General features: G+C 69.4%; 18 protein-coding genes and 3 pseudogenes. 10 read left to right on the forward strand and 11 right to left on the reverse strand.

What is annotated here, in order from left to right; genetic code table 11:
• Positions 1-89 precede the first annotated feature (89 nt).
• The 3 genes from C8250_RS40205 to C8250_RS40215 all read right to left on the reverse strand — a co-directional run bounded on the left by C8250_RS40205 (position 90) and on the right by C8250_RS40215 (position 3,562).
• Positions 90-836 (reverse strand): transglycosylase SLT domain-containing protein, encoded by a 747-nt coding sequence (locus C8250_RS40205; protein WP_244809698.1) that lies wholly within the window; start codon positions 834-836, stop codon positions 90-92.
• 782 nt (positions 837-1,618) lie between these two features.
• A complete protein-coding gene (locus tag C8250_RS40210; RefSeq protein ID WP_138352041.1) occupies positions 1,619-2,515 on the reverse strand; it encodes a polysaccharide deacetylase family protein in 897 nt (298 codons plus the stop codon).
• A gap of 162 nt (positions 2,516-2,677) precedes the next feature.
• Complete coding sequence (locus C8250_RS40215) at positions 2,678-3,562, reverse strand: aminoglycoside phosphotransferase family protein (protein WP_198358797.1); 885 nt, start codon at positions 3,560-3,562, stop codon at positions 2,678-2,680.
• 519 nt (positions 3,563-4,081) lie between these two features.
• On the opposite strand from C8250_RS40215, the gene C8250_RS44160 reads away from it, so the two are divergent.
• The 4 genes and pseudogenes from C8250_RS44160 (at position 4,082) to C8250_RS40230 (ending at position 6,085) form a co-directional block, all read left to right on the forward strand.
• Positions 4,082-4,252 (forward strand): hypothetical protein, encoded by a 171-nt coding sequence (locus C8250_RS44160; RefSeq protein ID WP_244809700.1) that lies wholly within the window; start codon positions 4,082-4,084, stop codon positions 4,250-4,252.
• A 158-nt stretch (positions 4,253-4,410) separates the two neighbouring features.
• Positions 4,411-4,674: pseudogene (locus tag C8250_RS44165) on the forward strand (zinc-binding dehydrogenase); the annotation flags it as partial.
• A gap of 105 nt (positions 4,675-4,779) precedes the next feature.
• Positions 4,780-5,235, forward strand: a pseudogene (locus tag C8250_RS40225) (TetR/AcrR family transcriptional regulator); the annotation flags it as partial.
• 193 nt (positions 5,236-5,428) lie between these two features.
• On the forward strand, positions 5,429-6,085 hold the full coding sequence (locus tag C8250_RS40230) for a hypothetical protein (protein WP_138352039.1): 657 nt from the start codon (positions 5,429-5,431) through the stop codon (positions 6,083-6,085).
• A 300-nt stretch (positions 6,086-6,385) separates the two neighbouring features.
• Here C8250_RS40230 and C8250_RS40235 read toward each other — a convergent pair whose 3' ends face one another.
• Positions 6,386-7,708 carry an MFS transporter gene (locus C8250_RS40235; RefSeq protein WP_138352038.1) on the reverse strand — a complete coding sequence of 441 codons (1,323 nt, stop codon included), beginning with the start codon at positions 7,706-7,708 and terminating at the stop codon, positions 6,386-6,388.
• Between the two features lie 74 nt (positions 7,709-7,782).
• Between C8250_RS40235 and C8250_RS40240 the strand changes: the two genes are divergently transcribed.
• The 3 genes from C8250_RS40240 (at position 7,783) to C8250_RS40250 (ending at position 10,073) form a co-directional block, all read left to right on the forward strand.
• Entirely contained in the window at positions 7,783-8,280 is a 498-nt protein-coding gene (locus C8250_RS40240) for a winged helix-turn-helix domain-containing protein (protein WP_138352037.1), read from the forward strand.
• A 198-nt stretch (positions 8,281-8,478) separates the two neighbouring features.
• On the forward strand, positions 8,479-9,396 hold the full coding sequence (locus tag C8250_RS40245) for an NAD(P)H-binding protein (RefSeq protein WP_331284109.1): 918 nt from the start codon (positions 8,479-8,481) through the stop codon (positions 9,394-9,396).
• 80 nt (positions 9,397-9,476) lie between these two features.
• Entirely contained in the window at positions 9,477-10,073 is a 597-nt protein-coding gene (locus C8250_RS40250) for an NUDIX domain-containing protein (RefSeq protein WP_138352036.1), read from the forward strand.
• On the opposite strand, the gene C8250_RS40255 is transcribed toward C8250_RS40250, so the two are convergent.
• From C8250_RS40255 to C8250_RS40275, 5 genes are all read right to left on the reverse strand, one after another.
• The gene (locus C8250_RS40255; protein WP_138352103.1) at positions 10,051-11,196 is read right to left on the reverse strand and encodes a DUF6596 domain-containing protein; all 1,146 of its coding nucleotides are present in this window, start codon (positions 11,194-11,196) and stop codon (positions 10,051-10,053) included. The two genes, C8250_RS40250 and C8250_RS40255, sit on opposite strands and share 23 nt — an antisense overlap.
• Positions 11,197-11,204: 8 nt before the next feature.
• Positions 11,205-11,615 carry a YciI family protein gene (locus C8250_RS40260; RefSeq protein WP_138352035.1) on the reverse strand — a complete coding sequence of 137 codons (411 nt, stop codon included), beginning with the start codon at positions 11,613-11,615 and terminating at the stop codon, positions 11,205-11,207.
• A 243-nt stretch (positions 11,616-11,858) separates the two neighbouring features.
• Positions 11,859-12,053 (reverse strand): DUF1918 domain-containing protein, encoded by a 195-nt coding sequence (locus C8250_RS40265; RefSeq protein ID WP_138352034.1) that lies wholly within the window; start codon positions 12,051-12,053, stop codon positions 11,859-11,861.
• Positions 12,054-12,252: 199 nt separating this feature from the next.
• Positions 12,253-13,107: an ABC transporter permease subunit gene (locus C8250_RS40270; protein ID WP_138352033.1), complete on the reverse strand. Its 855-nt coding sequence runs from the start codon at positions 13,105-13,107 to the stop codon at positions 12,253-12,255.
• On the reverse strand, positions 13,104-14,024 hold the full coding sequence (locus tag C8250_RS40275; protein ID WP_187145177.1) for an ABC transporter ATP-binding protein: 921 nt from the start codon (positions 14,022-14,024) through the stop codon (positions 13,104-13,106). The genes C8250_RS40270 and C8250_RS40275 overlap by 4 nt, the downstream gene beginning before the upstream one ends.
• A 207-nt stretch (positions 14,025-14,231) precedes the next feature.
• On the opposite strand from C8250_RS40275, the gene C8250_RS40280 reads away from it, so the two are divergent.
• Both C8250_RS40280 and C8250_RS40285 read left to right on the forward strand, forming a co-directional pair.
• Complete coding sequence (locus C8250_RS40280; protein ID WP_138352031.1) at positions 14,232-15,407, forward strand: histidine kinase; 1,176 nt, start codon at positions 14,232-14,234, stop codon at positions 15,405-15,407.
• Complete coding sequence (locus C8250_RS40285; RefSeq protein ID WP_138352030.1) at positions 15,404-16,066, forward strand: response regulator transcription factor; 663 nt, start codon at positions 15,404-15,406, stop codon at positions 16,064-16,066. Before C8250_RS40280 ends, C8250_RS40285 begins: the two co-directional genes overlap by 4 nt.
• A 66-nt stretch (positions 16,067-16,132) precedes the next feature.
• Here the strand turns inward: C8250_RS40285 and C8250_RS40290 are convergent, their stop codons facing one another.
• Entirely contained in the window at positions 16,133-16,282 is a 150-nt protein-coding gene (locus tag C8250_RS40290; RefSeq protein WP_164293149.1) for a hypothetical protein, read from the reverse strand.
• 301 nt (positions 16,283-16,583) lie between these two features.
• Here C8250_RS40290 and C8250_RS40295 point away from each other — a divergent pair, with 301 nt between their 5' ends.
• Positions 16,584-17,243: a DUF4360 domain-containing protein gene (locus tag C8250_RS40295; RefSeq protein WP_138352029.1), complete on the forward strand. Its 660-nt coding sequence runs from the start codon at positions 16,584-16,586 to the stop codon at positions 17,241-17,243.
• A 148-nt stretch (positions 17,244-17,391) separates the two neighbouring features.
• On the opposite strand, the pseudogene C8250_RS40300 reads toward C8250_RS40295, so the two are convergent.
• Positions 17,392-17,613 (reverse strand): annotated as a pseudogene (locus C8250_RS40300) (GNAT family N-acetyltransferase); the annotation flags it as partial.
• Positions 17,614-17,661: the final 48 nt, after the last annotated feature.

Genomic DNA, 17,661 nt, shown 5'->3' on the forward strand with positions numbered 1-17,661 from the left:
GAAGCGCCAGGGCGCCCCATCCCGTACGACCCCGGGCCACACAGCAACCGCCGTGCGGCCCGAGCCCGGGGGGTGCGAATGCGCCGGGCTCAGTACGCCGAGTCGACGTTGTCGATCGAGCCGTAGTTGGCGGCCGCGTAGTTGCACGCGGCGGTGATGTTGGCGACCGGGTCGTAGATGTCCATCGAGGTTCCCTCGACGTGGTAGGCCTGGAAGGTCGGGTCGATGACCTGGAGCAGGCCCTTGGACGGGGTGCCGGCCGCGGCGTTGGAGTCGGTCAGGTTGATGGCCTGCGGGTTGCCCGAGGACTCGCGGATGATGTTGCGGTAGATGCCGTCGTAGGTGCCGGGTATGCCGTGGGCGGCCATGACGGCCAGCGATTCCTTGATCCAGCCGTCGAGGTCGTCGGTGTAGTTGCCGGCCGAGGGTGTGGCCGACGCGCCGGCGGTCGGCTTCGCACTGGCAGTGGGCTTCGGCGTCTGCGATCGCGCGGCGCGCTCTGCGGAGTCCTGACGCTTCTGCGCGGCCTCCTCGGCACGCTTGCGAGCCTCGGCCTTGGCCCGGGCCTCCGCTTTTCTGGCGCCCTCGGCCTTTCTGATGGCCTCGGCCTTCTTGCGGCCCTCAGCCTGCGACCGTGCGGCCGCCTGCGCCTGCGAGCGGGCCCTGGCTTCGTTCTCGGCCGTCTGCAGATTCTGCCGGGCGATGCCGGCCTGCTGAGCCATGACGTGGTTCGCGGGCACCAGGTCGCGCCCGAGCGCGGCATCCGAAGCGGACGCGTTCTGCGCATCGGCCTCCGGAGTTCCTGGCAGCACGGTGCAGGCGATGGTCGCCGTCACAGCGGCAGCCGACGCGGTGGCAACGACGGCAACGCGAGTCCGATTCGGTCGTTTCCGGGCGTGTTTGCCCATGACTGACCCCATCTCTCCGGGTGTGCGAGTGGCCTCAACGGGCAGAAATGGGACGGAAGTTCTGCGGGCGCACTCTTCGGTTGGGGGAGATGTCTAGCGTCAGGTAAAACGACTCAGCAACCACCCTTGCTACTAATCGGCATCGTTGGCCGCTGAAACCGCAACCGATTCCCGCCATATCCTCGCCAGGCGTACTGGAAGAATCGACCACTATCCGGAGTCGTATGTGGCGTGCGTCATATGACGAGGCTCACACTGGGCTCGGCGATTGCCCTTCTGTCCGCCAGAGTGGGACAAAAGCACCTGCCGTCCACGTCGATCCGTACGGCGGAGCAGGTCGCCGGCAGGCTCACACCCGGCATCGGATGAGGCCGCCGAATTTGCCGGGTCAGCGGCTACGTAGATCGCGGGCGAGCTGTTTCCGGCCCTCGTCCGAGAGCACTTCTCCTCCTTCGGAATCCTGACTTCGGAATCCGCAATGCCGCTCAGAAACCGAGACCAGGGCGACCTGCTCGCCCACGCACTCGGAACGTGGCCGAACCAATGACCACGGGAGCAGAACTGCACAGCGCGCACGAGCGGCCCGGCGACACTCCACGGGCGGCGCAACATCCCCGGTCCCAGGGCTGACGCTGCCTCAGAAAGGGACCAAGTGAACCGCACTCACTTCCATGGGCCCGTCCTCCCGGGCGGCAGAGCGAGTCAGCGCATCAAGGGCCGGTGTTCCGGGACCAGACCTGCTGGATCGCTCTGTAGTCGATCACCACAATTCCCTCCTCGCGGAGAACTTCATAGGCCTGTGGCGATGTCAGGAACTCATGATCCGTTCGGCGCACCAGCCAGCCGTCATCCACCGCTTGTGACTCCTGGCCGCCGAGGCCGGGATGCACCGCCCATTCATTGAGGCCGGCCGGCAGATCGTGCAGCAACTGTTCGTATCGGGCGGCCTTTCCCGCGATGTCGAGGGAAAAGCTGTCCAGAAAGTCGTTGTCGATCACCGGCCGGCCTAGGCTCCGTACCGTCCGACGCCCGGGAGCAAGCCAGACCCGCACCGCAAGGCCGTACTCGGCAGCCAGTCCTACGGTCAGGTCGAGAATGTCATCGCGACCTCCGTCGGCCAGGCAATGGAAATCGAGATGGGTCGGCGTGAGTCCTCGGTCGGCGACGGCATTGATCTGTGCGCGGAACTCGAGTTCGACTTCGTCAAGCCGGGCTTGGCCGAGCAGGGTCGCCCGTCCGGCGGGCGTCGGTGCGAACAGCTCCCCTTCCTTGTTCAGCAGGGAGGGCACCTTCTCTCGCGCGGTGATCGGTGCCCACCGGGAGTGGGTCACCTCGCAGACCAAGGTGAGGTGGATGCCGAATGCCATCCCGGGTCGTCGGCCGAGAAGTTGCATGGCGTGCGGTGCCGACGGGCACAGGGCCATCAGACTGCAGGAACTGGCGATTCCCTGCTCGATCGACTCGACGACCGCGGTGTTGATTTCGGGGTACATCCCGAAGTCATCGCAGTTGACGATCAGCAGTCGGGCATCAGGCGGAAACCCCAGCAACTCACTCGACTGAAGAGAAGGCGGGACGACGGAGGGGCTGAGAGCATCTGCATCCATGCTCGCAGTGTGAGACCCGGGCAGGGCATCGTGCACGGGGATTTGGCTGCTCCCGGAGATCCCGGCGACAGCGTGGTTCGTTGGAGAATGCGACGGTGCGGTGCAGACGGCGTCGGGGCGCGCTGAGGGCAGCGATGTCGTGCGCGGGAAGGTGGTCGGCGGCTATGCGGAGGTCGCGAGGATCTCCCGGATGACGTGTCGGGCGTTGGCTGAAATGATCGGATTGGTCGTCCGGTAGTAGGGCAGTTGGATGACTGCCATGGAGAGCGCCCAGCCCCGGCTGCGAGCCCAGGTCGCGTCGTCCACGTCCACCGTTTCGCGATACACCCGCCGCGCGGAGGCGGGCAGCAGGTTCCAGGCGGGGATGAGGTCGGTGGCCGGTTCGCCCATGCCCACGGTGCCGAAGTCGATGACTGCCGAGACGCGGTCGCCGGCGAGCAGCAGATTGCTCGGCATGAGGTCGGAGTGCGTCCAGCAGGCCGCGCCAGTCCACAGCGGTGCCGCGAGTGCCTTCTCCCAGGCCGCGGCGATCTCGTCGGCGTCGAAGGGTTCGTCGGTGCGGCGCAGCGCCTCGATCGCCGCCCGCATCTCTTGGTCTTCGGCGATCAGCGGTTCGCCCCGGTGCGCGGGCGGGCCGTCGGGGAGATCGATCGTGCGAATGGCGACTGCGAACTCCGCGAGGGAGCGGGCCACGAGCTCGGGCTCGGCCAGGTCACCTTCGGCCGGGTTACGGCCGTCGATCCACCGGTGTACCGCCCAGGGCAGGGGGTATCCCTCGCCCGGGGTGCCGGTCGCCACTACTTCCGGGATCGGCAGTGGCAGCAGCGGTGCCAGCCGGGGGAGTAGCCGCGCCTCCATCGCGATGGCCTCGCCGCCGCCGGGGCGCAGTGGCAGCCGTACGGTCAGGTCCTCACCGAGCCGGTAGATGGCATTGACGGTGCCTCCGGAGGCGAGTCGGGTGATCGGCAGGTCCGCCCACTGGGGGAACTGCGCACGCAGCAGGCGCCGAACCAGGTCGGCGTCGGTCTCCGCTTCGTCCGCGTGCATCGTGCCCATGCCCCTACCAGATCTCTCGGTTCCTACCAGGATCGTTCCCCGCCAGGATCATCGTATTGCGGGCGTCATGAGCGCGAACCGCAGATGTTTGTGCTCCCCATCTGCTCCCCAGGCCCCGTCGACTCCTCCAGGTGCCGTCAGCACGCCGCCGCTTGCTCATCAGTCAGAGACTCCAACGGCACGTGGCGGCCGGCCGCCTCCGGCCGGACAGCTCAACGGATCTCCCTGAACCTCCACAGCAAGACCCGCGGGAGCAGCGGTAACCGTGGGAAAACCGGAGATCCGAGCCCGGGTTGCCACGGGCAGGACGATCACAGGAGGACATGCCGTGCGGGCAATCGGATGCGAAGTCAACGGCGGGCCCGAGGTTCTGCGCACCATCGAGGTGCCGACCCCGGAAGCCGGCCCTTGAGAAGTGCTCGTCCGCGTGGCCTACGCAGGAGTGAACTACGCCGAAGTGCAGCACCGCCTCGGTGACTTCGGCCCGCCGACCCGCTCGACATCCCCGGTATGGAGGCGTCCGGGCACATAGCCGCGGTCGGCGCGGGTGTCACCGGACTCGCCGTCGGGGACCCCGTCGCCGTGTACCTTCCCGAAGGCGGGGGCTACGCCGAATACGCGGTCGCCCCAGCCCGCTTCGCCTTTCCGCTGAGCACGCCTGCGGGAGCGAGATCGACCTGAAGACCGCAGGCGGAGCCGCACTCGTCCTGCCCACGGCCTACGGCATTCTCGCCGAGGCGGCGCGGCTCCGCGCCGGCGACTCCGTCCTGGTCCGTGCGGCGGCAGGAGGCGTGGGTTCCGTCGCCGCCCAGATCGCACGTGCCCTCGGCGCGGCCACGGTGTACGGCACGGTCAGCAGCATCGACAAGGCCGAGTACGCGAAGCGTCGCGGCTACGACGCGGTGTTCCGGCGCGACGGCTTTCCCGACGCGGTGCGGGACACGACCGGCGGGCGGGGCGTGGACGTGATTCTCGATCCGGTCGGCGGACCCACGCGCCTGGCCAGCCTGGCCAGCCTGGACACACTGGCTCCCTTCGGTCGCGTCGCCGTCTACGGTGAAGCCGCTCGCCACTCCGACCTGAACCTGCCGATCCTGGGGCTGTGGAAGAACAATCGCGCTCTGACGGGCTACAACATCGGTGACGTCTCCCGTTGGGCCCCCGACCTCCTGCGCACGCACGCTCCGGCAGCACTCGAACTTGTCGCCGTGGGAACCGGCACCCTCTACCGCAACTTCCCGACCCGGGAGGCACTGATCGAGGCGGCGTACCGCAATGAAGTGGCCCGGCTGTGCGACGCCGTCCCTGGTCGCCTCTCGGAGATGTCGCCGCCCGAGGCTCTGCGTGCGTGGACCCGCCGCTTCATCGACTACGCGACTGCCAAGTTCGGCATGGCGGACGCCCTGCGAGCCGTCGTCGCCTCGGGAACCAATCCCTGTGCCGACAGTCACGAGATGATGCAAGCCGCCCTGACCGCCCTCATGGACGCCGGCACTGCTGCCGGAGCGATCCGGGCCGACATCAGCCCGACCGACATGTTCGCTGCCCTCGCCGGCATCGCCCTCACCTCGGCCAGGCCCGAGCAGCGAGAGCAGGCCGAACGCCTCCTCGACCTCACCCTGGACGGACTGAAACCCGTGCAACCGCCGCTCCCCGAGAACTGACCGAGGAACCGGGAGGAAGCCAGCGGCCTCGCCGCCCGAAGGTCGTAGGGGCGCGCCGTTGTGTGAGCGCATTCGCATCGGGGGCACCACAACCTTAAGGAAAGTTAAGGAAGTTGTGGTGAGTCGGCTGAGAAGAACCGGAACCGCTACTCGTACTTAGCGTCACACGGAACCGACCCCACAGGAGTCCCACGTGTCACGCAAGAAGACGCTCACCACGAAGAAGAAGATCGCTCTGCTCATCGGGACCGCCGTAGCGATCGGCGGTACGGCAGTGGTGATGACCGGCACCAGCCAGGCATCGGGTGTCTGCGACGGGCTGACCACCGCCCTCCAGAACAACGAGCAGTTCATCGCAGGTCAGCGCGCCCAACCCGATGCCCAGTCCGAGGCGCGCATCGCCAACCGGCAGGCCGTCATCCAGCAGATCAACCGCATGCAGGCGGCTTCCGGGTGCGAGGTCACAGGAGGCGGCGAAGCTGCCGCGCCGCCGGCCCAGGAGCAGCCGCCGGCGGAGGCGCAGCCTCCGGCCGCGGAAGAGCCGCCCGCCGAGGAACAGCCTTCCGGCGCTGACCAGGCCGGTGGTGACCAGACCAACGTGGGTGACGTCGTCTGCGTCGGATCGACGGTGACCCTCTCCGGTGAGGGTGGCGTCCCCGCCGCATCCAGCAATCAGTTCCCGGTCGGCACCACGCTCAAGGTGACCAACCTCGACAACCAGAAGTCGACGACCATCAAGGTCGCTTCCACGTCCGGCAGTTGCGCCCTGCTCAACAACGCGGCCTTCGAGCAGGTCCGCGAGCCCGGCAAGTTCCTCATCCGTAAGGCCCGGATCGAGCGCGTCGGCTGACCTGGACGGATCTCAGGGCGTGCCGTTCCTCCGTCCACAGCCAGTACGGGCTACGGGTTATGGGCATTTCGGCCGAAGGAAATGTTCCCCGGAGGAGCGGCCGCGCCGGACCGGATATTCGGCGGCTCGTGCTGCTGAACGGAGATCGACCCGGTCCCGGTGATGGACGTCGTCGAGGACAGCTCGACGTTCGCCAGCTCTCACATCCTGGCGCCGTGGATACCGGAGGGCGACCACAGGTCATCGGCGCACCGGGCGGCGGCCGCGCTGGTGGTGCCGAGACAGGTACTCACCTTCTCCTCAGGGCTTGCTCGGCACCAACGAGCCGGCGGCAGTGCCACCCTCGGTCGCCGGCTCCTCCCCGTAGGACGGCAGTTCGCGCATGCGGCGCAGCGGTGACAGGAAGACGGGCAGGAAGGTGAGCGACTGGCCGATCGCTCCGGCCAGCAGCGTGCCGCGGACGCCGATCGTCGAGCCGAGCAGGCCGCCGAGCAGCGCCCCGAAGGGCATCGTGCCCCAGACCAGGAACCGCATCGTCGCGTTCATCCGGCCGAGCAGCCCCGGCGGGCACAGCGCTTGCCGGAAGCTGACCTGGTTGATGTTGTAGACCACGATGCCCATCCACATCGCGATCTGCGCGACCGCGAGCAGCCCCACCGTCCAGTCACGCTGTACGAACGGGGTGACCAGCGCGCAGGGTCCGGCGACCGTGCTCGCGATCCAGATGGCCGGGCCCTGGCCGACCTTCGCGGCGAACCGTCCGGCCACCAGCGCGCCGATCAGGCCGCCGACCGCCGCGGTCGAGGTGAGCAGGCCGATGACTCCCGGCGAGAGCCGCAGTTGGCGGGCGAGGAACACGTAGAAGGCGGCGGAGATCACCGAGCCGAACAGGTTGGCCGAGCTGGTGCACATGGCGATGGCGCGGAGCATCCGGTTGCTGAGCACGAACCGCAGGCCGTCGCGGATCTCGCGGAGCAAGTGGGCGTCGGGGCTGCGCTCGGGGCGCGGTGGCCGGACCTTGATCCGGGTCACCCACGCGGCCGACCACAGAAAGCTCACCGCGTCGACGAGTACCGCGTACGGCGCTGTGAGCGCCTGGATCAGCGCGCCGCCGAGGCTCGGGCCTGCGATGTGACTGACCGATTCGCTGGCCTGGAGCTTCGCGTTGCCCTCGACCAGCAGCTCCCGGTCGACCAGTTGGGGCAGGTAGGACTGGTAGGCCACGTCGAAGAAGACCGTGCAGACCCCGGTGGTGAGCGCGACCACGTACAGCTGCTCGATCGTCAGCACCCCGAGGAGCTGTGCCACCGGGACCCAGGCCAGGACGGCGGCCCGGAGCAGGTCGTTGACGATCAGTACCGAGCGGAAGCGCATCCGCTCCACCCACGCGCCGGCCGGCAGGCCCACCACGACGAACGCCGCGGTCTCGCACGCCGTCAGCACCCCGACCTGCCAGGTGCTGGCGTGCAGCGCCAGGATGGCGACCAACGGAAGGGCCAACTGGCTGACCATCGTCCCGAACTGACTGACGGTCTCGCCGGCCCACAGCCGGCGGAAGTCGGCGTGCCGCCACAGTCCGCCCCGGTTGGGCGGCCGGCCGGGACTGGTCTCGGGAGCGGTCATGGGGACCACCTTGAAAGAAGTGATTGAGGTTTGTCAATCACTTATTCTTCCGGCGTCTCAGTAGGATGTCGACCATGACCGAACGCCGGCCGGCCACCGACGAGGAGGCGAAGGCGCTCGCTTCCGCCCTCCGCCTGCGCATCCTGCGCATCTGCCTCGGCGGGGCGCGCACCAACAAGGAGATCGCGGCGATTCTCGGCCGCGATCCCGCCAGCGTGCTGCACCACACCAGGACGTTGGTGCGCACCGGTTTCCTGGAGGCCCAGGAGGAGCGGCGCGGCGCGCGCGGCGCGCGGGAGATCCCGTATCTGGCGACGCAGAAGTCCTGGCGGCTCGATGCGGCCGCGCAGGACGGGTCGATGCTCGACGCGTTCCTGGAGGAGCTGGCCCTGGCCCCCGCGGCCGACGTCGACAGCACCCGGCTGGGGCTGCGCCTGCCGCCGGCGGAGATGGAGCAGTTCCAGGCCCGGCTCCACGCACTCCTCGACGAGTTCGCCGGCCGCCCGGACGACCCGACCGCGCCCGCCTGGTCGCTCTTCGTGGTGCTGCACCCTGACCCGAACCGGCCCTGAACAAGGGCCGTCACCCGCGTCCTATCAGCCGAGCCCGGTTGGGCGCGTATGGCCGCACTTTCGCCCCGAGGTTCCGAACGCCGGTCATGGATGCGCGTCTGGCGGGCAGGCTCCCACCGCTGGAGGTCCGTGTGCGCAAGGGGCCGGTTCGCGGGTGCGGGCTTGCCCCGTGAGGCGACTGCGGTCACACGGAGCTGAGTGTATCGATCGCAATTTTTTGTGCAGGAAAGGGGCATTTCGATGAGCATCGTGGTCACCACACCGACCGGACACGTGGGATCGCGCGTGGTGCGGTTACTGCTGCAGGCGGGCGTTCGTCCGCGCGTTCTGGTCCGTGACCCTGCCCGCCTGGATGAGGAGACCCGAGCGCGGGTCGACGTGCGCCAGGGTGATCTGACGGACGCCGGGTTCGTCCGTGAGGCGGTGGCGGGCGCGCGTTCGGTGTTGTGGGTGGATCCCACTCCTCACGCGGTGGAGGATCCGATCGAGGTCTCGGTGCGCACCGCGACGCCGTTGGTGGAGGCCGCCCAGGTGGGTGATGTGGCGCGGGTGGTGCTGCTGAGCAGTATCGGGGCGGAGAAGCGGCACGGGGCCGGACACATCGACGCCCTGGCCGCGATCGAGGAACAACTCGATGCCACCGGAGCGGATGTACTGCATCTGCGGTGCGCGTACTTCTTCACCAACCTGCTGCTCGACCTCGAAGGGCTCTCGAAGGGCGTTCTGACCACGGCGTTCGACCCCGACCACCCGATGCCGTGGGTTGATCCGCGCGACATCGGCGACGTGATCGCGGCCCGGCTGCTCACCGACACATGGCAGGGCCGGGTGGTGCAGGCCGTTCACGGGCCGGAGGACCTCACCTTCAACCAGGTCGCACAGATCCTCACCGAGGCGCTCGGGCACCCGGTCCACATCAACCCCGTCACCGACGACGCGGCGCGGGACGCGATGCGCTCGGCCGGCCTGCCTCCGTCGGCGGTGGAGGGCATCGTGGGGATGGCCGCCGGATCACGCGACCTGGTGCCGGAGCAGCCCCGCGACCTGGTCACCACGACCCCCACCCAGCTCAACGGTTGGGCCTATGCCCAGCTGCGTCCGCTGCTGGAAGGGTGACAGAGGTGACGAACGCCAGCGCGGTCGATCAAGGCTGTGGAACGCTTCGCGAAGCGGGACTGCCTGCCCGGAGGTGAGAAGTGAGCGCGGGGGAGCGGCACACCGAGCCACTCGACGTCCACCTGATCCTGCGCCGCGACAGAGAGGGCGGGCCGGAGGTGCTGCTGTCCCGCAGGGCCGGGACGGTGTACGCGGCCGGACTCTGGCACCTCCCGTCAGGCCACCTGGACGGACCGCACGAGGACGTCGTCACCGCGCTGATCCGCGAGTCGGAGGAGGAGACCGGTGTACTCATCGATCCTGTCGACGTCCGCGCCACCGTCACCGTGCACCACCGCAGCCCCGGCGGGAGCGCCCGCATCGGCCTCTTCTTCGAAGTCCGGCGCTGGCAGGGAACACCCCGGGTCAGGGAACCCGCCGTGTGCGACGCGATGGACTGGTACCCGTTCGATGCCCTGGCGGCGCCGATGGTGGCCTACTGCCGGGCCGGCCTCGACGCCTATCGGATGGGCGGCGGACTTGCCGTCCACTTCCAGCAGCCTGGCGACCCGATCGCGTACGACGCGGCGGCCGACCGGCTGCACGTGATCCCCCGAGCCGGCGACGTAGGCGCAGCGCTGCCCGGGCCGGCGGGGCGAATCCGAGGCCGACCCGTCAGTCCCGCCGGTGGGTGTTGAGCCGGGCGGCCTGGCGCGTCAGATGGTCCCGCTCGGCGAGGTTGGGTGCCTTGAGGGCCGCCTCGGCGTACAGCCGTGCCGCGGTTGTCAGATCGCCGTCGCGCTCATGGAGGTAGGCCGCCACCGCGGTGTGGCGGGGCAGGGAGTCGTCCAGTGCGACGAGCGCCGCCAGGCCGGCGCGCGGTCCGTCGGCCTCGCCGACGGCCACCGCGCGGTTGAGCCGGACGATCGGGCTGTCGGTCAGGCGCGCGAGTTCGTCGTACCACTCGACGATCTGCACCCAGTCGGTCTCCTCGGCGGTGGGCGCGTCGGCGTGGAGCGCCGCGATGGCCGCCTGGGCCTGGAACTCGCCCAGCCGGTCGCGGACGAGGGCCGCCTGCAGGATCGCGACGCCTTCGGCGATCGACCGGGTGTCCCACCGGCCGCGGTCCTGCTCGGCGAGCGGTACCAGGCTGCCGTCGGGCGCGGTCCGGGCGGCGCTCCGGGCGTGGTGGAGCAACATGAGGGCGAGCAGTCCCGCCACCTCGGGGTGGTCGATCGCGGCGGCGAGCTGCCGGGTGAGCCGGATGGCTTCCGCGGCGAGGTCGACGTCGCCGGAGTAGCCCTCGTTGAAGACCAGGTAGAGGACGCGCAGCACGGTGGCGACGTCGCCGGGCTGGTCGAACCGCACGCCGGAGACGGTGCGCTTGGCCCGGCTGATGCGCTGAGCCATGGTCGCCTCGGGCACCAGGTAGGCCTGGGCGATCTGGCGGGTGGTCAGCCCGCCGACGGCGCGCAGCGTGAGCGCGACCGCCGACGACGGCGTGAGCGAGGGGTGGGCGCACAGGAAGTAGAGCTGGAGCGTGTCGTCCACCGCGGGTGCGGGTCCCGGCGCCGGTTCCTCGTCGACGACGTCCTCACGCCGCCGGCGGGCGGCGTCCGCCCGCGTCGCGTCGAGGAACCGGTGCCAGGCCGCGGTGATCAGCCAGCCCTTCGGGTCCCGCGGCGGGTCGGCCGGCCAGACGCTCATGGCCTTGACCAGCGCGTCCTGCACGGCGTCCTCGGCCGCCGCGAAATCTGCTCCGCGGCGGACGAGGATCCCGAGCACGCTCGGTGTGAGGCTCCGGAGCAGGGCCTCGTCCATCGTTGTGGTCACTCCGTGATGGTGTGCTGCTCGGCGCTCATGAACGGGCGCAGTTCCAGCCACTCGTGGATCGGCTTCCCGCCCGCGCCAGGCTCGGCCGACAGTTCCCCGGCCAGCTCGACGGCGCGCTCGTAGCTGTCGACGTCGATCACCATCCACCCCGCGATGAGGTCCTTCGTCTCGGCGAACGGGCCGTCGGTGACCGGCGGGCGCCCCTCGCCGTCGTAGCGGACCCACGCTCCCTCGGGGGCGAGCGCCTGGCTGTCGACGAACTCGCCGGTCTTCACCAGCCGAGCCGCGAAGTCCTTCATGTACTGCACGTGTGCCGAGATCTCCTCGGGCGTCCACTGGTCCATGGGCACGTCGTTGACCGACGCCGGGGCGCCTCGGTAGTGCTTCAGCAGCAGGTACTTGGCCATCGTGGTTCTCCTCGGTACTGGTGCGACCATTGTGGTCGCCTTCACCGCGGGGACGGAGCCGGACACAGGATCTCGACATCGCCGGCCGATCTTTTCTAGCTCGCGTGGATGGGCCGGGGTGAGCCGCTGCATGTACTGACCCTCGGGCATGGGCGGCGGCCATCCGTGAGCGCTCGGGGACATGCGAGAAAGGGCCCGCCGGTGACGGGCCCCTCGGGGTGGTGCGGCGTGAATCGGGCAGGCTCAGTCGGACGACTCTTGATGGTCGACCATGGTGTCGGGCCCGGGGGTCATGATGGTTTCATGGCCGTTCTCGGCCCTCACCCGGTAGGGCGGCGTTCCGTCCGGGCCGAGTACCTCGACGATCTCGACGACTCGGTCGTGCTGGCCTACGACGCGCCCGTGCATGACGAGGCGGTCCCCTTTTGAGGCGTGCATCGTTGCTCTCCTCTCTGCTCAATGACACTGCAAGATGAAGTTACGCCATGCATGCGAAGAGTAGCTCTTTGTGCGCGGGGAGCCGCCTGCGGAGAGCTTCGAGGCCTTGCCCCTGTGCCACTGGGGCCCCTGCGCCACTCGGGTCCTGTGGCACCGGGACCCTGCCCCACCGGCCGGTCCGCGTGCCCCGGCGGTACGGTCACACGTCGCGGTGTCGCACGGCGGTCACCGCGAGGACGACTGCGATCAGCGGCCAGAGCGCGTACACGGTCCAGGAACCGGGGACTGTGGCGCTGTAGGCGAGGGAGTGCGGATCCGGGGGCCAGTTCTGGACCAGGCGCTTCCAGGCGGTGACCGGCATCGCGTGGCTGACGGCGGCGGACCAGTGGGCGCTCTGCGAGAAGATCGGAGGCAGCATCAGGAGCGTGAAGACGCTGGTGACCACGGTGGCGGCGCTGTGCCGGATCAGGGCGCCGAAGCCGAGGCCGATCAGTGCGCAGACCGGGGCCAGCAGCGCGGATGCGGCCAGCGCCCGGAATACACCCGGGTGAGTGAGGGGGACCCCGGCGTGGTTCGTGTTCAGGATGGCTTGGGAGACCAGGAAACCACCGGTGGAGATGACCGTACCGACCGCGGTCCAGAGCGCGGCGGTGACGACCGTCTTGGCCAGCACCACCGTGCCGCGGGCCGGTACGGCCATGGTGGTGGTGCGGATGAGGCCGCTGCTGTATTCGCTCACGACGGTGAGGGCACCGATGCTTCCGGCGACGAGCATCAGCGTCATGTAGCCGGCCGGCGGGAACGCGTCGAACACCATGAACCCCTGGTCGGTCCTGGCCGCTGGGCTCATTTTCTTCAGGGTGTTGTTCTCCGCCAGGGCGGCGACGGCGGCGGACCCGATGACGAACAGGGTGGTGAGTGCGAGCGTCCACGGGGTCGAGCGCAGGGACCGTATTTTGATCCACTCGGAGGCGAGCAGGTCGCGGAAGTGGGCGGGCGGCTCGGCGAGGGGTGCGGCCGAGGTGGTCGGGGGGACGGTGGTGAGTGTGGTCATCGGGGCTGTCCTGCCAGGTATTCGACGCTGTCGGCGGTGAGTTCCATGAAGGCCTCCTCCAGCGAGGCGGTCCGGGTGGTCAGCTCGTTCAGCAGGATCCGGTTGTCGAAGGCGAGTGCCCCGATCCGGTCCGCCGGCAACCCGGTCACGGCGAGCTTGTCGGCGTCCGGTGCGCCCTCCACCTCGACCGACGCGCCTGCGGCGGTCAGTACCGCCGCCAGCTCGGCGGTGCGCGGGGTGCTCACCACGACGCTGAGGCGGGTGCTGCGGGCCGCGAAGTCCCGTACCGACTCGGCAGCGATGAGCCGGCCCCGGCCGACGACGACGAGTTGGTCGGCGGTGTTCTCCATCTCCGACATCAGGTGGCTGGAGAGGAAGACCGTGCGGCCTTCGGCGGCCAGGCGCCGGAAGAGGCGGCGCATCCAGAGCACGCCCTCCGGGTCCATACCGTTGACCGGCTCGTCGAACATCAACACCGGTGGGTCGCCGAGGAGGGCGGTGGCGATCCCCAGTCTCTGCTTCATGCCGAGCGAGAACCCGCCGATGCGGCGGGTCGCCACGTCGGCCAGCCCCACTTCCTGCAGCACGTTGTCCACCCGGCGCAGCGGGATGCCGTTGCTGCGGGCGATGGCGGACAGGTGGGCCACCGCGCTGCGTCCACCGTGGACCTGGCCGGCGTCGAGGAGGGCACCGACGTGCCGCAGTCCGCGCGAGTGGCTGCGGAAGGGGACGCCGCTGACGGTGGCGGTGCCGCCGGTCGGCGCGTCCAGGCCGAGGATGATCCGCAGGGTGGTGGTCTTGCCCGCTCCGTTGGGGCCGAGAAACCCGGTCACCTGACCAGGCCGCACGGCGAAGGACAGTTGGTCGACGGCGGTCTTGCCGCCGTAGCGCTTGGTGAGTTCGTTGACTTCGATCACAGGAGCAACCCTGCCGGGACACCCACCCCCGGTCATGCGGCCAGGGACGGCAATCGCACGGCCGGTTCCACCCAGGGACGTACGTCCACGGGCCAATGCCGGGCGGGCGGCGACAGGTTAATGTCGCGGCATGGACGCCATACCGACCACCCTGTTGTCCGTGTGCCTTGCGCATCGCGGTCTCCCTGTCGACCGAGCACACCGCCGATGACGAGAACGAAGGCCATGGCCTGGGTGGGGGGCGTCCTCTACGTCCTGGTGGTGGGTCTGCTGATCGGGGGTGCGAGCCAGGCTTCGGGCACGCTCCACGCTGTCGGTGCGATGCTGGCCGTGAGCCTGCTCGTCGGGGTGCTGCGACGGATGCCGCTGCCGGCTCTGGCCATGGCGCTCGTCGGATCCACCGCCGTGGTGGTGGGCACTCCGAGCTCCGTCCATGTGAACCGGGCCGTGGGATACCAGGGCCAGTTCCTGTCGTATCTGGCGGTGGACCTCGTCCTGGGCTTCATCGTCGCCACCTGCACCCGGCGAGCTGCGATCGCAGGCGTGGCCGTGTCGTTCGCCGTGCAGCTCCTGGTCATCGGCGGCTTCGCTCACGGCGACAACGTGACCGTCAACGTCGTGATCGCCCTCCTGGCGATGGCCGCAGCCTGCACGGTCGGTCTGCTCAGTCGCGAGCGCCGCGAGCACGCGGTGGCGCTGCGTTCGCAGGAAGTGGCCGAGGCCGTGACCGCCGAACGGCTGCGGATTGCACGGGAACTGCACGACATGGTCGCACACAGCATCGCCATCATCGCCATCCAGGCCGGCGCGGGAAGCCAGGTCGTCCAGACCCGGCCCGCGGAGGCCGGTGAGGCGCTGCGGGCCATCGAGGCCACCAGCAGAGAGACCTTGTCGGGCCTGCGGCGCACCCTGGTGGCGCTCCGTCAGGCCGACCTCGACGCGGCGGCCTCGGGGCAGGCACCGCTCGCGCCCTCACAGGGTCTGGCAGACATCGAACGGCTGGCAGCGGCCACAGCCGAGGCGGGGGTGCGTGTCGACGTGCACCGCAGTGGGGCACAGCGTTCCTTGCCGGCTGACATCGACCTGTCCGCCTACCGTATCGTCCAGGAGTCGCTGACCAACGTGGTCCGCCACGCGGGCATCGGACGTTGCCGGGTGCTCATCGACTACGGGGACGAGGAGCTGTCCGTGGAGGTCGTCGACGACGGGCGCGGCACCGCTACGAACGGCTCGGCCCACGGCTTCGGCATCGTGGGCATGCGGGAGCGGGCCGGCCTGCTGCGCGGTCACCTCAGCGCCGGGCCGCGTCCCGAAGGCGGCTTCCGGGTGACGGCCCGGCTGCCGCTGCCCGAACTTGTCGCCGCCCCCGTGGAGGCCCGATGACCGTTCGCGTCGTACTCGCCGACGACCAGCCGCTGGTGCGGTCCGGTCTGCGCATGATCATGGCCGATCATCCCGACCTGGCGGTCGTCGGCGAAGCCGCCACCGGCATCGAGGCGGTCCAACTGGTGCGGGACATCAGCCCCGACGTCGTGGTGATGGACATCCGGATGCCGGGCATGGACGGCATCGAGGCCACTCGCCTGATCACCGCCGGCCCGGCAACGACCCGGGTCCTCGTCCTGACCACCTTCGACGAGGACGACCTCGTCTACGGCGCGCTCCGGGCCGGCGCGAGCGGCTTCGTGGTGAAGGACATGGCGCTGAACGACATCCTCGCGGCGATCCGCGTGGTCGCCGCCGGCGATGCGCTGATCGCGCCAGGTGTGACACGCCGACTGATCGCCGACTTCGTCGGGCGCCCCGGTACCGCCCCGAAGCGCTCCCCACGACCCGTCGAGGGCATCACCGAGCGGGAACGGGAGGTCCTGACCCTCATCGGACTCGGCCGGACGAACCACGAGATCGCGGACGATCTCTTCATCACGGTGGCCACCGCCAAGTCGCACGTATCACGACTGATGGCCAAACTGGGCGCCCGGGACCGGGTTCAACTCGTGATCACGGCATACGAGATGGAGCTCGTCCTGCTGCCTCATTGAGTGCATCCCCAGGGCCTCGGGGCGGGTCGCTGCTCGGCGGCGGTGCCAACCCGGCAGTTGATGTTCTCAGACCCGCTCCGAGCGGGCGATCGCTTCGGCAACCGAGGTCTTGTTGCCGTACTCCCAGCTGCGATGTTGGATGAGGCGCTCGATCCGCCAGCCGTCCGGAGTGCGGAGCAACACCCCGGGCGGCGCCGCCGTCGGCCAGGCGGGCACCCGTGGTCCGTCCGGGTGGCCGGGCCGAGGGGACGAACACCTGCCGGCAGCGCCCCGCCGGGTGGTTTCCGATTTCTGATTTCCGTCGGGCACGTGAATTCGATTCCGTCCGGTCGCCCGCAGCAATGCTCTTTCCGGTCGAAGCGATTGTGGCCGGTATCTCTGCGGTCGAATTCCGGGCGGCTATCCGCGGCCGGTTCTCGCTCTGTTCAGCAAGGCCCCCGAGGTGCTGGCATGTACACGGCCTTCACTGGAGGCTCACCCAGCCTCCACGACGTGAACACGGCCGATTGGAGAATTCATGTCCGGATTCCTTGCCGCAGGCGGAGCCATCGTGGCCCTCATGGCCGCGACCGTCTCCCCCCAGCAGGCGTCGGCAGCGGAACCGCCGCCCGACAAGATCGTGATCAAGGTCGCGACCGTCAACGGCTCCGGCTGTCGTGAAGGGACGGCCGCCATCGCCGTCTCTCCCGACAACACTGCCTTCACCGTCACCTACAGCGATTACCTCGCTCAGGTGGGCGCCGGGGCCCTGCCGACCGACTTCCGCAAGAACTGCCAGCTCAACCTGCGGGTCTTCGTGCCCCAGGGCTTCACCTACGCGATTGCCCAGGCCGATTACCGCGGCTTCGCGTCCCTGGAGCGAGGGGCCAGCAGCGAGGAACGGGCCGGCTACTACTTCCAGGGCTCGTCGCAGACGGACCGCAAGGTCCACTCGTTCCGCGGCCCGTACAGCGACAACTGGCAGACCTCGGACGTGACCGACGTCGGCGCGCTGGTCTGGGCCCCCTGCGGGGAGATTCGCAACTTCAACATCAACACGGAGTTGCGGGTCAATCTCGGGAGCTCGGACAAGAAGACCACGAGTTTCATGACGATGGACTCGACGGACGGCAGCGTCAACACCATCTATCGCCTCGCCTGGAAGGAATGCCCGGACAATCCGAACCCGTGGCCGTAACCGGCCCGCGCGACGGCTGACACCCCCGTTCACGCCCTCGCGGATGCCTTTCCTCGCTACGGTCGGGCCCCGGATCCGCTCGCGGAAGCACTCCGCCCGCGGGTCCGGGGCCCGACGGCGCGGCTGCCGGCCCTCAGGTCGGTGCCGGTCAGCCGGACAGGTCGGTGCCCGCCTCCGGGAGGCGCACCATGAAGACATCGATCGGGTCCTGGGCTTCCACCACGAATCCGTGGCGTTCGTACAACCGTCGGGCGGCGCTGCCCTGCAGGACGTTCAGGCGGACGGTCGTACCCTGAGCGTCGGTGCGGGCGAATACCGCGTGCAGGACGGCCGATCCAAGGCCCCGGCCCTGATGGTGCGGCGCGAGGTAGGGCGCGGTCCGCGCTCCGTCCACCCGCGCTCGCTCATCCGTGCCCGG

This window comes from Streptomyces sp. So13.3, from assembly GCF_005860785.2.
GTDB lineage: Bacteria > Actinomycetota > Actinomycetes > Streptomycetales > Streptomycetaceae > Actinacidiphila > Actinacidiphila fildesensis.

Bases quoted from the DNA above. Each gene is read 5' to 3' on its own strand.
- C8250_RS40210 (WP_138352041.1), bottom strand. From the start codon at position 2,515: ATGGATGCAGATGCTCTCAGCCCCTCCGTCGTCCCGCCTTCTCTTCAG.
- C8250_RS40215 (WP_198358797.1), bottom strand. From the start codon at position 3,562: ATGCACGCGGACGAAGCGGAGACCGACGCCGACCTGGTTCGGCGCCTG.
- C8250_RS44160 (WP_244809700.1), top strand. From the start codon at position 4,082: ATGGAGGCGTCCGGGCACATAGCCGCGGTCGGCGCGGGTGTCACCGGA.
- C8250_RS40235 (WP_138352038.1), bottom strand. From the start codon at position 7,708: ATGACCGCTCCCGAGACCAGTCCCGGCCGGCCGCCCAACCGGGGCGGA.
- C8250_RS40240 (WP_138352037.1), top strand. From the start codon at position 7,783: ATGACCGAACGCCGGCCGGCCACCGACGAGGAGGCGAAGGCGCTCGCT.
- C8250_RS40255 (WP_138352103.1), bottom strand. From the start codon at position 11,196: ATGGACGAGGCCCTGCTCCGGAGCCTCACACCGAGCGTGCTCGGGATC.
- C8250_RS40260 (WP_138352035.1), bottom strand. From the start codon at position 11,615: ATGGCCAAGTACCTGCTGCTGAAGCACTACCGAGGCGCCCCGGCGTCG.
- C8250_RS40265 (WP_138352034.1), bottom strand. From the start codon at position 12,053: ATGCACGCCTCAAAAGGGGACCGCCTCGTCATGCACGGGCGCGTCGTA.
- C8250_RS40270 (WP_138352033.1), bottom strand. From the start codon at position 13,107: ATGACCACACTCACCACCGTCCCCCCGACCACCTCGGCCGCACCCCTC.
- C8250_RS40280 (WP_138352031.1), top strand. From the start codon at position 14,232: ATGACGAGAACGAAGGCCATGGCCTGGGTGGGGGGCGTCCTCTACGTC.
- C8250_RS40285 (WP_138352030.1), top strand. From the start codon at position 15,404: ATGACCGTTCGCGTCGTACTCGCCGACGACCAGCCGCTGGTGCGGTCC.
- C8250_RS40295 (WP_138352029.1), top strand. From the start codon at position 16,584: ATGTCCGGATTCCTTGCCGCAGGCGGAGCCATCGTGGCCCTCATGGCC.